A 14,135-nucleotide genomic window follows, 5' to 3' on the forward strand; every position below is an offset into this window, starting at 1 on the left:
TGGCCCCAATCAGCCCGAGCGCGGCAAAGCGGCGTACTCCGTCTCGTTGCATAAAAAGCGCTCGGCACTATCTGGGCGGACGCGCCAGAGCCGTACCCGCACCCCGGCCCGGCCCGGTTGGGGATGGCCCCTTTCGAGGCGCGGCGGCAGTTGGCTGCTCACCAGTTCGCGAACCAGCTGGTAGTGGACTGTTGGCGAACTGTCGCTCTCGGCCACCAGGCGGCAGAGGAGCCGGTCCGCCTCAATCCGGCATTCGATCGTGACTGGATAGTTGAAGGGATTGTGCAGGCGCAGGTCCGCCAGGTTAAAGGCGACCGCCGCATCCATCCCGGCTGGGATGTAGGAGGGGGCGACCTCGTGGGGATGGCGCTCGATCACCTCCAGACCAGCGAGTAGCGCCGCGCAGTAGAGGGTGGTCGAGACCTGGCAGACGCCGCCTCCCCAGGAAGGCACGAGGATACCGCCGTAGCTTACCGGGGCGCGCAGCACGCCCTCGTTGCGGGTCCAGGGGCCGAGGCGATGGTTATAAGAAAACGAGCCGTTTTGAGCGATCACTGCTCCATCGAGGCGGCGGGCTGCCCAGCGGGCATTGTGGCGCTGGGCTGGGGAGCGACCGGCGAGGGAAGTCGAAAATTCGGCCCGCACCTTTTTTGCCGGTGCAGCAGACCACCAGGAAGCTACTGCTGTGCCACCGGCAGCCACCGCCACCGGCGCAGCCAGAAGGGCCAGGGCGCGCCTGCGGCTGACTACCACGGCCACCACCAGGCTTTGCCCTCGGGAGTGACTTTGACGCGCATCTCGCGCCCGGTGAGCTGCCAGTCGGCGTACATGCTCCAGAGGCGGGCGGGCAGGACGTGGTATTCGCCCGGTACCTCGGCGCGCAGCAGGTAGTCAAATTCGAGGGTCTTGCCGTAGATCTGGCGGTAGTAGCCGATTGTCCGGTCGTCGCGCACCTCGGTGGTGTAGTCGGAACTGCTCTGGTCGCTATTGTCCTCGTCCTCGGCGCTGGGCAGGTTGCCCTCGGTGGTCCGAAAACCGCCGGGCAGCGGGTCTTCGACGATGAGGTGGCTGATGTCGCTTTCGCTACGCGCATCCCAGCCGCTCACCCGGACGTGGACGCGGATCAGGCTGCCGGTGGTGACGCTGGCTCCATCCGCCAGCGGCGTCTCCTCGAAGGCGGGGTTGCCGTCCCTGTCGGTACCGCTGCGCAGAAGGGCGTAGGTGCGTTCGAGCTTGAGCGGACCTGCCGCCTGGGGCAGGGCATCCTCCGCCAGTTGCACCGCCTGCTCGAAGCGCACGCTCGCGTAGAGAAACGACCCCTGGTCCACGCCCTCGACCGCGATCCGGAGCTGATTGTCCCCGACTTTTAGCTGCCCGACCGGCAACGAGATCGGTACCTCCGGAAACCAGGTCGAAAGGCTGTCAAAGCGGACCTCGGCGGCCTGCTTGCCACCCAGCAGGACGTGGAGGGTGGCGGGGACGTCCAGGGGCCGCTCGTAGCGCCCGGCGTAAGCCACCAGCGCTTCGAGGGCGGCGGCTGAATCTTTCGTCGATTCCCAGCCCCAGCCACCCCGGCGGTGGGCGATGAGCCAGTTGACAATCGATTGCAGGTCGCCCTCGCCCAGAACAGGCGTCTCGCCGTGGTGCAGCACCGCGTTCAAGACCCAGGCGGTCGTCTCCGCTTCGTTGAGCCAGTTGTGGCCGTACCAGTCGTCTTTTTTGGGCGGCTGATTCGCCACCAGCGGCAGCCAGTAGAGGCCCGCTGCGTCGCGTTGGGCGAGAGTCAGCGTTTGCTCCAGGATCCCGCCAGCGGCGGCGGATTCACCCCAGCGATCGAGGGCCAGGACCAGCACCGCCTGACCGTAGGGGGTCAGTTGGGGGGCGAAGCCCGCGAGGTCCGCTACCCGGTTCGGCAACTTACCGCCCGATTCAGCCAGGGCAAACAGAGCAAAAGCGTAGGTGTCGCGGGCGAAGCGCTCTTTTTTCTTGGCGAAGCCTTCTTTCCAGACAGTGCGTACCTGAGCGTCCAGCGACTCGCGCCCGAGGTTAAAGACCTCTTCGTTGACGGCGACGCCCGCCTGCCGGGCGGCTGTGAGGCCGTGCATGACGTAGGCGCTCATAAAGAGATCGTCGCTGTCGTTCTCCCACCAGCCCCAGCCGCCCTCGCTGTGCTGGAAGCGGTAGAGGCGCGTCAGGCCCGAGCGGACCACGCCTGGGGTGCGCTTTTCCAGCTCGGGAACATGAATATTCTTCTGGGCGAGCACCTGCTGGACCAGTAAACCCGGCAAAAATCGGCTCATCGTCTGCTCGGTGCAGCCGTAAGGGTAAGCGACCAGATAATCGAGCGTGCCCAAAAGTTGCGAGAAGATCGACGGCGCAAGGCGGACCACGAGGCGGCTTGCGTCGGGCCGAAAGCCCGCAGGCACCTGAAAGCCGTAGACTGTCTCGCCGCTTGCAAGGGTGACATTTTTGGTGAGCGTCGTCCGCTGCACATGCGGGAGGACGGTTACTGTCCGCTCCTCGCCGTCCTGCCTGCCGTCGGCGCTCTTTGCTGCGACGCTGAGAGGAATGCGACCGCTGCGCTTCGCCTGCCAGTTCCATTCGACCGTCTGGGACTGACCGGCGGGGATCTGGAGCGCCCTGCTGTCGCCCAGAAATTGGACGCTGCCGGTGCGGGCGGCTTCGCCGTTGTTGCTCACCACAGCGCTCACCGTCACCTCATCGCCCTCGGTGAGTACAGCAGGGACCGACAGGCGCACGGCGAAACTTTTAGCACTGGTAAAGCGCGTCACCGCCGAGCCGACATCGAGGTCGCCCGTCGTGCCCATTGCCGTCACCCGCCACTCGGTCAGGTTGTCCGGCAGCCGAAAGCGCACAGTGGCCACACCGTTGCGGTCTGTGACCAGTTGCGGTAGCCAGAAGGCGGTGTCCGGGAAGTTGCGGCGCACCGTCTCACCGCTTCCTTTGTCGCCCTGCAGGGCGATCCAGGGAAAGGAATAGCTGGTATCGACCTGATTGGGGCGGCGGGCGTAGAAGGTATCGAAGAGGGCCGTCGGGTTGTCGGGGCGAATTGCATAAAGCGACTCGTCCACCACCGCAAGCGATAGCTCGCTCTGGATGGGTTTGCCGTCCGCTGTCCGCGAGCGCACCCGAAGTTGCACCTCGCCCCGTGGCTCGTAGCGCTGCTGGTCCGCCTGAATGTCGATCTTGAGCTGCCGCGCCTCGGTGCCGATGCGCAGAGGGACGCTCTGTTGCACCAGGCTCTTGTTGCTCACCAGGGCCGCCGCGATGTAGGCGGTGGGCACGTAACCTGGACGGACCGGTACCAGGGCACTGCCTGCGCCATTTTTAAGCCGCACCAGTTGTACCTGCTGAATCGCATCGCCCTCGACGGTAAGCAGGACCGTCGCCTCCTGGGCCCGGCTGCGCAGGGCGACGCGGGCCGTCTCGCCCACCTGGTAGGCGCGCTTATCGGTCAATACCTGCAAAGGCGGTGCGTTCGGAGCCTGCGGTCCACTTCCAGCCAGTGCCGAAATCCAGATGCTCTGGCGCTCGACGATCGTATTGCCCTGGCCGTCGCGGGTCTGCAGTTCCACTACCCAGTCCCCGGCCTTGGAAGGCGTAAATTGCCAACCGCCTTTCCCGTCAGCGCCGGTGGTTCCCTGACCGCTTGCCCCCTGCCAGTCGATAGTGAGCCGGTCGCCCCGCCAGTCGCTCGTACCGGTGCGCCAGGTATAGGATGCTCCAGCCGGTTGGCCCGTCGTCCGGTCGCGCAGGTTCACCCGCACCCGCACCGGCTGGTTGGGCTGGGCGAAGGCAGGTTCGGTCTCAAGGTCCACCCGATAGTTGCCCTGGACGACGAGAAAGTTGGCCTCGCCCTCGGCGTACTCGTTCCCGGCGGCCTGGAGGGTGACCGAGACAGCGTAGCGGTAGTTGTTCGCGGCGGCGAGCGACCAGGGATCGCTTTTGGCGGGCAGATCCTGGGCCTGAAAGGCGATGAGCGCGTGACCACTCCCATCGGTGCGGGTGGTGCCGTCCATCACGTATTCGCCGTACTCGCCGGAGCTGCCCTCCGCTTCAGCTCCCTCGTCCAGTGCCTCGCCCGACTCGTAGAGGGGCAAACGGTAGACCCGGTAGCGCACCGTCGATTCACCCACCGGCATCCCGAAGTAGTAGCGCGCCTGCAACTGCAGCCGCACCTGCTCGCTCGGAGTAAAGAACTTCTGCTCGGGGGTGAGGCTTATTTGAAAGGTCGGCTTGCGGTAGGCAGCCACCTCGAAGCTGCCCTCGATGTCGCCTGCCGATGTCTGGGCGGTGACGGTGTAGGTGCCGGTCTTCGCTTCTGCATCGAGGGTGAGGTCGCTCTTGAAGGTGTCAAACGTGCTCAGCCGCGTCTGGCGGCGCACCAGCAGGTTGTTGTCCGGGTCGCGCACGAGAACAGTGATCGCTTCACCCGCTGCCAGCCGCCGGTAGCCCTCTGGCCCGTGCAGGCGCAGCACGCCTTTGAGAAAAACTTTGTTGCCGGGCCGGTAGATGGGCCGCTCGGAGTAGAGGTAGCCCGTCAGACCTGTCGTCTCAGCGCTGCCTACGTACTGGCCCACCCAGGCCAGGGGCTGGCGCGTAGCCGCCGACTGAGCGACCACCCAGACCCGCTCCACCCCTTCCAGTGACCTGCCAAGGCGCAGGCGGGCAAGACCATCTGCCCCCGTACGGGCTGTGGCGAGCCGCTCAGAGTAGGTCCGTCCCCCGAGCCGCCGGTCGCCCCAGGCTTCGATGAGGAGATTCGGCTGCACGGAGCCATTTTTGAGGTGACTGGTCCAGGCGAGCCATTCGCGGCTACCGGTACTTTTGAGCACCAGGCCGGTTTCGGTGATCACCACCAGCGCCACCTGCTCGACCGCCGCTGCCCGCAGCCGCACCAGGTAGGTGCCGGGGGTGTGGATGTCGAAGGGAATGTACTGCAAAAAGACGCCCTCCACATCCCGCCCGGCAACGGGGACCATTTTGCTCTGGACGGGCAGCAGCACACGCTTAAAAGCCGAAAGCTGGCCTGTGAGTTCATTTTGGCCGCGCCACCAGCCCAGCCGGATGCTGTCGAGCAGGCCAAACAGGTCGCTCGTCGGCACGCTCGCCGCCTCATCCAATTGCAAGCGAAGCACGTCCATGCGCAGAGCATCGCTCTGGACGAAGCCGCGCAGGCCGATTTTGACCGGTTCGCTGGGCAAAAACACCGGTTGCGGGTGGATCAGTTCTAAAAAAGGCGGCGTCGGCGGCAGGGCGAGGGTGAGGGACTTTTGTTCGCCCTCCGCCAGTAAAAACGTTTTTTTCTCCAGCCGGTGGGCGCGGCTGTCGGCGGTGGCCCGGTAGGTACCCGCAGGCATCGAGGCCAGCTCGAAGCTGCCGTCCTTGCCGGTGGTATAAGTCCAGGTACGATCTCCCTGATAAAAGTAGATGCGGGCATTGGGCAGCGCTGCTCCCGTCTCGGTGGCGACCACCTTCACCGAAAGCCGACCGTGGGGCGTCTCCCCCTCGATCAGCACGGCGAGGGCGAACCCGAGCCAGCCCAACAACACCAGCGCGACGAGAGCTTCGCGCCAGCCGGGCCGGGTGGGTTGCTGCGGCAGATTGGCCTGGATCATACCTCGAATGCCTCGCAGTGGGGGTAAGGGGGATTTATTTGACAGGAATCTCAGGCGCGGAAGCCTGCGGGCGGGAGAAAAGCCACTCGACCCCCAGGCTGAGCACGGCCACAGTACCGATGACAACCAGCACCCAGAGGCGCTGGGCGCGGGGCGCGTCCGAGAGCGGATCGACCAGGGTGACGAGCGGCAAGATAGCGGCGACGCCGGCAAAGACCAGCGGCAGCGCGTTCTGCCAGGGTTTTCTGGCCAGACCCAACTCGTCGCCCCCGATGGCGTAGAGAACCAGCAGGGCGGCGAGCGCCCCTCCCAGCCATCCCGCCGCCGAACGCACTCCCCAGATCGCTGCAAGCGCCACGGGTGCTGCCGCCGCCCAGAACCCGGCCAGCAGCGTCGGTACCAGCGCCAGTTTGCTTGTGCGGGCCAGGTTGACCAGAAGGGCAATCGCTGCCAGCAGGCCAATGAAGGTGTAGTGGGTATAAAGATCGGCGCGCGGCGTGCGCAGCGGATAGGTCTCGACGAAGAGCCGAAAGAGTGCCACCAGTGTCAGCAGCGCCGTACCGCCTGCAAAAGCTTCGAGGCGGGCGATGAGCGCGCCGGGCTGAACGGATTCGTAGACGGCGACAGCGACGGTGTAATAGCTCAACACCAGAGCGGCGATGGCCGTGCCGTAGCCGTAATCGGCGCTGAAGACCAGAGCGAAGGCACCAATCCAGGCAAAGAGCGCGAGGCTTGAGCGGGGCGCGTCCGCTGCAATAAAGCCCACCAGCGTCGTGGCGACGAGCACCGCGAGCACCGGCTGCCAGAGAATCTGGTGGCTCACAGCCCAACTGACTGCAACCGCCAACCCGAAACAGAACCAGACCGCCAGGTGTACGCCGAGCCAGCCGCTGCGCTCCAGTCCCTTCCGGCCCAACAGGGGTACCAGGGCCGCCAGATAGCCCGCCAGGGCAAACCAGAGTGGCCCGAGGTGCCACGCACTGCCTGCCCCTTTTGGAGCAGCGCCCTCGAAGACCAGTCCAAGGGCGGCTGCGAAAGCAAATTGTGCCATCACCAGAGGCGGCATCAAAGGCCAGCTACGGCCCAGGCAGCACCAGAAGAGGGCAGCGGCGACGAGCACCCCAAAAAGAATCGGCAGCGGTCCCTGGGGTACGAGCAACAGTGCCAGAGCCGGAACGGCAGCAGGAAGAAGAGGAACCAGCCAGCCCAGCCGCTCGTTCGTCCCAAGCCAGAAGGCTACCAGCCAGGCACCGGTGCTCAGGCAGATTCCAAGGCCAAGTTGACCGCCGGCGGTAAAAGGCGGGCTGGGGGTGGCAGGCAGGGTAGTGAGGAAGGCGCAGCCGGCGATGAGCACGACCGCGAGCGCCTGCCGACGGGCCACAGCGAGGGCAGCGAAGGAACCGGCGGCCAGGGAAATAGCTGCCAGCGCCCATTCGATCGCACCCATAAGATACACTCCTCCCTTCGAGGCGTGGGACAGCTACCAGCCTGGGCGTCCGCTATGCTATCCCACACGCACCAGTGCGACCCACTCTAGGCACCGCCGCACAGCAGTTAACCTTCTGGTCTCCGGATGGCAGCGGCCTGTGAGCCGGTGTGTAATATTTTTCCAACACGGCGATTACCTCGATAGTTTGTAGCCATTTTTCGGAGGAGACCGGCTGCGAGCGGCGCAAACGTTCCGCCGACGCTTCCAATCGCCGGTAGAGCGTCCGCTGCAGGCCGATCTGCTCCTGCAGTTTCACCAGATGCAATTCGATAGGGGGTGAAGGCCATTCTTGAATCTGGACAGGCGACCACCTCACAATTTTCGTAAAATCGGTGGAGGCGGATCGCGAGGTAAACCGATGTCCACAACTGTTCCGGCTGCGGTTCAAGAGCGCGTCCAGGCGCTGCACGCGCTGTTGCACCGCTGGGGCCACGCCTACTACGTTCTGGACGATCCGCTGGTAGAAGATGCCATTTACGACCAGCACTACCAGGAACTAAAAGACCTCGAAGCGCGCTATCCGGAACTGATAAGCCCCGACTCGCCCACGCAGCGGGTGGGCGACCGCCCGGCTTCAGGCTTTGTTACCGTCACCCATCGCGTGCCGATGTTTTCGCTTGAGAACGCCTTCGGCTACGACGATCTCAAAAAGTGGGGCGAGCGATTGTTGCGCGACATCGGGCACGATCTGGAGTTTGTCTGCGAGCTGAAGATCGACGGCTCCGCCACCGCCCTCAGCTATACAGGCGGTGCGCTCGAGCGGGGAGCGACGCGCGGCGACGGCATCGAGGGCGAGGAGATTACCCAGAATCTGCGCACGATCCGCGCCATCCCGCTGCGGCTTGCGGGCGAGAACGTTCCCGAACAACTGGAGGTGCGCGGCGAGGCGTTTTTGCCCCGCGACGAATTTATGCGCATCAACAAGGAGCGCCAGGCGGCGGGTGAAAAGCTCTTTGCCAACCCGCGCAACGCCTGCGCCGGAACGCTGCGCCAGCTCGATTCGCGCATCGTCGCCGGACGCCGCCTCGGCTTTTTTGCCTATACCCTGCACAATGGCCATGCCCAGAGCCAGTGGGAAGCGCTCAGCGAACTGGAGTCCTACGGCTTTCAGGTCAACCCGAATCGGGCGCTGTGCCGCAACCTCGAAGAAGTCTTTGCCTTCTGCAGCCACTGGGAAAAAGAACGCCTCGCCCTGCCCTACGACACCGACGGCGTGGTGGTCAAGGTCAATTCCTTCGCCGCCCAGCGCGAAGTGGGTTTTACGAGCAAATTTCCGCGCTGGGCGATTGCCTTCAAGTACCCCGCCGAAGAAAAAAGCACCGTCGTCGAGGCGATCAATGTCCAGGTGGGCCGCACCGGAGCGCTCACACCGGTGGCGGAGTTGCAGCCGGTGCTGGTAGCCGGCACAACCGTGAGCCGGGCCACCCTCCACAACCAGGACCGCATCCAGGCGCTCGACGTGCGGGCGGGCGACACGGTCGTCATTCGCAAGGCAGGCGAGATCATCCCCGAGGTGGTCCGGGTGATCGGTGAACTGCGACCGGCGACGGCGGTGCCCTACGTCTTCCCCACCCACTGTCCGGAGTGCGGTACGGCGGTGGTTCGCCTCGCCGGAGAAGCCGTCACCCGCTGCCCGAACGAGCAGTGCCCGGCCACGATCCGGGGCCGCCTCGCTCACTGGTGCAACGCCCTTGAGATCGACGGTATCGGCGAAAAGCTCATCTCCCAGCTGGTGAGCAAGGGCAGGGTGGGCTCGATCGCGGACCTGTACACCCTCAGCGTCGAAGAACTGAGCCAGTTCGAGCGCATGGGCACCCGCTCCGCCACCAAGATTGTCGAGCAGCTGGAGGGCTCCCGCAGCCGCCCCTGGAGCCGGGTCCTCTTTGGCCTCGGTATTCGCCATGTCGGAGCGAGCATCTCGGTGGAGTTGGCCCGCGCTTTCCTGAGTGCCGATGCCCTGGCTGCGGCCAGAGTCGAGGATATCGACGCGCTCTACGGCTTTGGTCTGGAGCAGGCCCAGGCGATCACGAGCTGGTTTGCCGTCGAGGCCAATCGCCAGTTGATCGAACAGCTCAAAAGCCACGGCTTGCAGTTGGCCGGAAATGGCGAGAACGAGCGCGGCACCGCCCTGGCCGGACTTACCTTCGTGATCACAGGCACGCTACCGACGCTCTCGCGCGAACAATGCACCGCCTTGATCGAGAACAACGGCGGCAAAGTCACGTCTTCTGTAAGCAGCCGCACCAGCTATCTGGTCGCAGGCGACAATGCCGGTTCCAAACTCGCCAGAGCCGAACAACTGAAGGTGCCGATCTTGACGGAGGAAGAATTGCAAGCACTTATCCAGGCCAAAAAGTTGCTGTGAGAAACCTTGTAGCATCGGAAATTTTGGTACAGTACCGCCCTGGCCTTACCATGGGCGCAGACTGGGAACCTGCAGATGAATAAAGGAGCCAACGGAAAACTCGACCTCGCTCCCGCCGCAACCGCTGGAGCGGTCCCGCTCCTCGATCCGGCCCGCGCTCCGGCCATCTCTGCCCTTGAGGGGCTGAGCGACGAGCAGCTCATCGAGGGTATCCACCGGCAACCGGCGGAGGCGAGCTATCTGGTCGCCTTTTACTGCCGCTATCAGAAGCTGGTGGGCGAGTTGCTGCAAAACGAGTCGAACCCGGCAGCCCTGGCACAGCGCTGCTGGTTTGCGGCCTTCGACGTCCTGATCCGCCAGAAGCGCAGCGAGCGGCTACCGGCAGCGGCCTGGCTGGGGCGGCTGATCGCTCAGACAATCATCCATCGAGGCAGTGACAGTGATCTGACAGGCAGCTGTCTGCCTGCTCCTCTGGCCTGGTATGTGATGCAGTCGCTCGATGCGATGATCCCGATGGCGCGGATTGCCCTGGTGCTTCTGGAGGCCGAAAGCTATAGCGAGGAGCAACTAACGCGCTTCTATTACGAGCGCGGGCTCGACTTGAGTGCCGAGGCGATCCGCGAACTGTGCCGCGACGCCCAGAAGCAGTTGATAACTGGTATTCCAGCGACCGCCCTGGTGCTTTTTTTTGGCAGCGCCGAAGAGGCTGCTGCACCGCTTGCGGCCTTGCCCCAACTCGGGCTCAGCCGCATTCAAGAAACCCGCCGCTTCGAGCGCTGGCAGACCCTGCAAACCGCCTACCGCCAGGAGCTGGCTGAGACAAAACCTGCAGTTCTGCCCGAGGAACAACTTTATAAATCCCCCGTAGCACCAGAGGCAGCACCGGTTCCCCGCCAGAGACTGCAGCCCCTGCTGGGCCTTGTCCTGGTTGCCCTTGGCTTTGCCGGCCTGGGCGCACTGCTTTATCAAGTCTGGTGGCAGGCCACCAATCATCCCCAATCGCCTCCAGTCGAAACTTCGGTAGCAAGCGAGCCGATGCTGGAAACCGATCCTGTCCTGGCCCCAGCGGCTCCCATCCCGCCAAAAACAGCTCCTGCCGAATCCACCATCTCCCAAGGTTCCGCAGCTCCAGTCGCGCAGGGGCGCAGCTCCACTTCCCTCCCGTTTGTGGCAGGGGATCGCCCCAATCCTTACAGTCATTACATCTACGTCGTCGTCGCCGATCCTGGCCGCCAGAATTTAGCAAAGCTGCAGCGGCTGCAGCGCGATGCCTTCTATCGGGTGATCGCCGGAGAGAACTATGTCCAGTTCGGTGCCTATGGCACGATCCAGCAGGCCCAGTACGCCCTCAGCCAGCTTAAAAATGCCGGTTTTAACGGTGAGTTGGCGCGCTCTTGAAAGGCAACAGCCTGGCTTCAGCTATCAGTGCTGAGCTAAGCAGACGAAGCTAAATAAGCAGCAGGTTTTGGGGTGGAGTTTTGAGTACTTCTAAAACCGTCCCCCACCCCTCCACACCCCCCCCTGCCCCCCGCTCTCCTCCCCTGCCCCCGCTGGGCAGGGAAGAAGAGGGGGGGTTCACTGTAACTTGGCTGCAGGGGGGATAAGCGAGGACAATCACGGAGTCTGGCAGGAGCAGCGGCAGGCGGGATGGGTGAGGTCAGTTGCAGGCTCATCTTATTTTTCTTCTGCTGTCCTCCAATGTTCGCAGCTGAGCCTGGATGAGCTGCACGCCTTTTCTGGTGAGTTAGAAGTTGAAGACCGTGCGCAGGGTGTAGACAGCGAGTCCATTGCTGTTGACAGAATTGACCGGCTGAAGAATCCACTGCACGTCCGGTGTAATCGTGAGGCGATCGCTGAGGCGAATACGATAGAAGATCTCGATTTCGCCTTCTCGGCCCGTGGGTACCAGACTGGTTGTCACCCCAGGGGCGGTCAGCCCCACTACTGAGCCGGAATTGACCCGCAGGGCAGCACCGTAGGCAAAGCCAAAAGCGTTGCCGATGCCGAAAAGATCCGGCAGCGTGAAGCCAACCCGGTAGATGTCGGAATTGATGTTTGAAAAGCTGACGGGGCTTCCAGCAAGAGTATGAACGTTGGTGGTGCCATAGCCGTAGCGACCGAACAGCGCGAACTGCGGAACGATTGCCCACTCGACGTTGGCGGCGAAGACATCGGTGTAGCTGTTGCTGATGATGCCGGGCAGGGCTGTACCCAAAGCCGCTCCCTGCTCGCCGAAGCGGGAGTAGATAAAGCGCACCGAAGCCTTGCCAAAGTCGAATTCCAGCTGGGTTGCGACCGTATTCGAGCCACCGAACAGGCCACCGGAGCCGAAGGCTGAGGCCGCTCCTCCACTCGCGGCCAGATACAGCGCCCGCCAGTTGATCGTGGGGGTAATGTCCCAGTCGAAGCCACCGCCGGAGCCGAAGGGGACGAAGTTCACCAGGGGACTGACGATGAAGCGACCGCTGGAGAAGTCCGACTCATCGTTGTTGGCAAAGCTGTTGTTGTCGATAAACTCGAACATCTCAATGCGCGGTCCGCCGAAAAGGCGGAAATTGGGGGCCAAGCGTTTGATGTAGCGCACCTTGTCGAAGGTGACACTTGCGGTGCCATCGGTTCTTACTACCGCTGTCGAGCCGTCGAACGATCCACCGGCACTACCGCCGTAGAACAACGTCCCGAAACCGGAGGCGATGCCGGGGTACACCGCATCGATGGCCTGGCCTGTGACACCGCGCAACCGGATGAGCAACTCGTCGTCGCCTGTGATCGTGGCCCGCAGATTTAAGGTTGTGCGAGCAACAAAAGAGACATTCGCGGCTGTCCCGGAAATGGCCCGCGCCCCCAGCGCGTCGCCGTAGGCGCTCCCTACGCCCAGGGCGGCTCCAGAAAAGATCGTACTGCCGTTGGATCCGCCGCCGCCCGTCACTGCCATGACCACCGAGCCATCCAGCTTTGCAGTGGTGGAGAAAAGTTTTGATTCGATGTCTCTGGTTTTTGCTTCCAGCGCATCGACCCGGCCCCGCAGAGCCGTCAATTCGTTGCGGAATTCTTCCTGCAGTTGCTTCAAGTTGGCAAGGTCTTCTTTGCTCACCTTGTCCGCAGTCGCCGCTGCGATCAGTTCGTTGACCTTCTCAAGACAGGCGTTGAGACCGGCGGCAAACTCGTAGCGCGACAGAGGCCGACTCCCCAGATAGGTCTTGTTGGGATAGCCTTCCAGACAACCGTAGCGCTCAACCACACTCTTGAGCGCCTGAAACGCCCAGGAATTGGGATCGACGTCGGACAGTTCTGAAACAGAATTCACCTGCGCGTGAGAACCCTGCATATAAGCGTCCACAATCTCGATATCCGATTGCGGCGCTGCAAAGACGGGACACACCAGCCCAACGACCAGACCAAGTGCCCATGCCAGTTCACTCCGATGCACACCCATAGCTCACTCCCTGTACTGCTTTGGCTCAAAAATTGGCAGCAAACAGTTCCGGCAGACGGTATCAGGAGGCTTCGGCAACAACTGCCACATCGCCTTTTCAATACTTGTCTACCGCTGAGGTCAGGCTCTCTCAGTGCCTGCCTACCGCTAGCCCCGATTATATGGAAGAAAAGACATAATGAAAAATTGATTCAGACGGTTAAAATCATAGATTTAAGACTATGTTTTGGTGGACCTGTTTTCGCGTCTGACACCGATGTGCAGACAGCATCACCCCCTCGTCCAACTACTTTTACAGAGGCAAGTAGACGAATCGCACGAGAACCTGTCATGCCGTCAAAACAGCGCAGCGACTAAGATAGAAGGGTGGTCATCGTGAGGGGTGAGATGTTTCTCACAACAGGAGGTACCGCTGATGGCCGCTGCAGAGAAAATTTTTGCCGGTGTGCTGAGCGTCGCACTGTTCGGACTGACAGGCGGCAACGTCCTGGCGCAAAGTGAAATTGCCAGCGCCACTGTGCCTGCCGACAACGGAGCCTACAGTCAGCTTCTGGCCTCCGGCACCGCCTATGTGATTCGAGACAAAGATTACAATCCCCAGCAGCCGCAGTCCGGCTTCTTTACTACCTGGATCTACAATGCCCGCGCGGCAGCCCCGCTGCAGGTGCGCGCCAACTTCTGCGTTCCTGAAAAATCGATCGCCGATGCGCCCCCGGCCCAACTTGAAAATATCGATCTCCTCGACAGCGGCAAGTTGCTTGTGCGGATAGATAAAAGCCTCGCAGCGACACCGGCGAATGTCCGGGTCGTTCAACCTGGCTACTACACGGGCGGCAGCCGAATTGGCCCTGTTTACGACGGCTTTGCCTATTGGGGAGGCCGCCCCTACTGGCGCTCGCCCTACTGGGGAGGCTACGCCTACGACTACACGCCGCCTCTTTATCACCCGCCGGTGAGCTGTGCTACCGGCAGCGCTGCCTTCGATCTGCAGTCAGAAATACCGGCGCTCACGAAGCTGCCTGAGAAGACCCTCGCCGTGCGCCTGCAATTTAGCGACGGTGAGACGAGCAACTGGCATCTGGGAGCTGACACCGTGCGCGAGTTGAAGCGGCTTATCGCCATTCGCACCCAGCTTCCGAGAGCCGGGGCAACTGGTCTTTAGGTCATCTGCAGGCATTGCAACGCCAGGGTACGGTCGGCAGTAGA

The 14,135-nt window shown here is 62.9% G+C and carries 7 protein-coding genes; 3 read left to right on the forward strand and 4 right to left on the reverse strand.

Translation table 11 applies throughout. From position 1 onward, the window contains the following. Nucleotides 1–9: 9 nt before the first annotated feature. From GKIL_RS22960 to GKIL_RS17500, 3 genes are read right to left on the reverse strand one after another with little or no spacing between them, the layout of a single operon-like run. On the reverse strand, nt 10–762 hold the full coding sequence (locus GKIL_RS22960) for a VanW family protein (RefSeq protein ID WP_023175136.1): 753 nt from the start codon (nt 760–762) through the stop codon (nt 10–12). After that, on the reverse strand, nt 747–5,639 hold the full coding sequence (locus GKIL_RS17495; RefSeq protein ID WP_023175137.1) for an alpha-2-macroglobulin family protein: 4,893 nt from the start codon (nt 5,637–5,639) through the stop codon (nt 747–749). The genes GKIL_RS22960 and GKIL_RS17495 overlap by 16 nt, the downstream gene beginning before the upstream one ends. A 34-nt stretch (nt 5,640–5,673) precedes the next feature. Next, a complete protein-coding gene (locus GKIL_RS17500) occupies nt 5,674–7,086 on the reverse strand; it encodes a hypothetical protein (RefSeq protein WP_023175138.1) in 1,413 nt (470 codons plus the stop codon). 400 nt (nt 7,087–7,486) lie between these two features. Between GKIL_RS17500 and ligA the strand changes: the two genes are divergently transcribed. Together ligA and GKIL_RS22965 are read left to right on the forward strand one after the other, a co-directional pair. Then, the gene (gene ligA / locus GKIL_RS17505; RefSeq protein WP_023175139.1) at nt 7,487–9,493 is read left to right on the forward strand and encodes an NAD-dependent DNA ligase LigA; all 2,007 of its coding nucleotides are present in this window, start codon (nt 7,487–7,489) and stop codon (nt 9,491–9,493) included. Nucleotides 9,494–9,568: 75 nt separating this feature from the next. Then, nucleotides 9,569–10,891 carry a hypothetical protein gene (locus GKIL_RS22965; RefSeq protein WP_023175140.1) on the forward strand — a complete coding sequence of 441 codons (1,323 nt, stop codon included), beginning with the start codon at nt 9,569–9,571 and terminating at the stop codon, nt 10,889–10,891. A gap of 346 nt (nt 10,892–11,237) precedes the next feature. Here the strand turns inward: GKIL_RS22965 and GKIL_RS17525 are convergent, their stop codons facing one another. Further along, the gene (locus GKIL_RS17525; protein WP_023175141.1) at nt 11,238–12,929 is read right to left on the reverse strand and encodes an iron uptake porin; all 1,692 of its coding nucleotides are present in this window, start codon (nt 12,927–12,929) and stop codon (nt 11,238–11,240) included. A gap of 415 nt (nt 12,930–13,344) precedes the next feature. Between GKIL_RS17525 and GKIL_RS17530 the strand changes: the two genes are divergently transcribed. Further along, nucleotides 13,345–14,091 (forward strand): hypothetical protein, encoded by a 747-nt coding sequence (locus GKIL_RS17530; protein ID WP_023175142.1) that lies wholly within the window; start codon nt 13,345–13,347, stop codon nt 14,089–14,091. Nucleotides 14,092–14,135: the final 44 nt, after the last annotated feature.

This window comes from Gloeobacter kilaueensis JS1, assembly GCF_000484535.1.
GTDB classification, from domain to species: domain Bacteria; phylum Cyanobacteriota; class Cyanobacteriia; order Gloeobacterales; family Gloeobacteraceae; genus Gloeobacter; species Gloeobacter kilaueensis.

Bases quoted from the DNA above. Each gene is read 5' to 3' on its own strand.
- GKIL_RS17530 (WP_023175142.1), top strand. From the start codon at position 13,345: ATGGCCGCTGCAGAGAAAATTTTTGCCGGTGTGCTGAGCGTCGCACTG.
- GKIL_RS17500 (WP_023175138.1), bottom strand. From the start codon at position 7,086: ATGGGTGCGATCGAATGGGCGCTGGCAGCTATTTCCCTGGCCGCCGGT.
- GKIL_RS22965 (WP_023175140.1), top strand. From the start codon at position 9,569: ATGAATAAAGGAGCCAACGGAAAACTCGACCTCGCTCCCGCCGCAACC.
- GKIL_RS17525 (WP_023175141.1), bottom strand. From the start codon at position 12,929: ATGGGTGTGCATCGGAGTGAACTGGCATGGGCACTTGGTCTGGTCGTT.
- GKIL_RS17495 (WP_023175137.1), bottom strand. From the start codon at position 5,639: ATGATCCAGGCCAATCTGCCGCAGCAACCCACCCGGCCCGGCTGGCGC.
- ligA (WP_023175139.1), top strand. From the start codon at position 7,487: ATGTCCACAACTGTTCCGGCTGCGGTTCAAGAGCGCGTCCAGGCGCTG.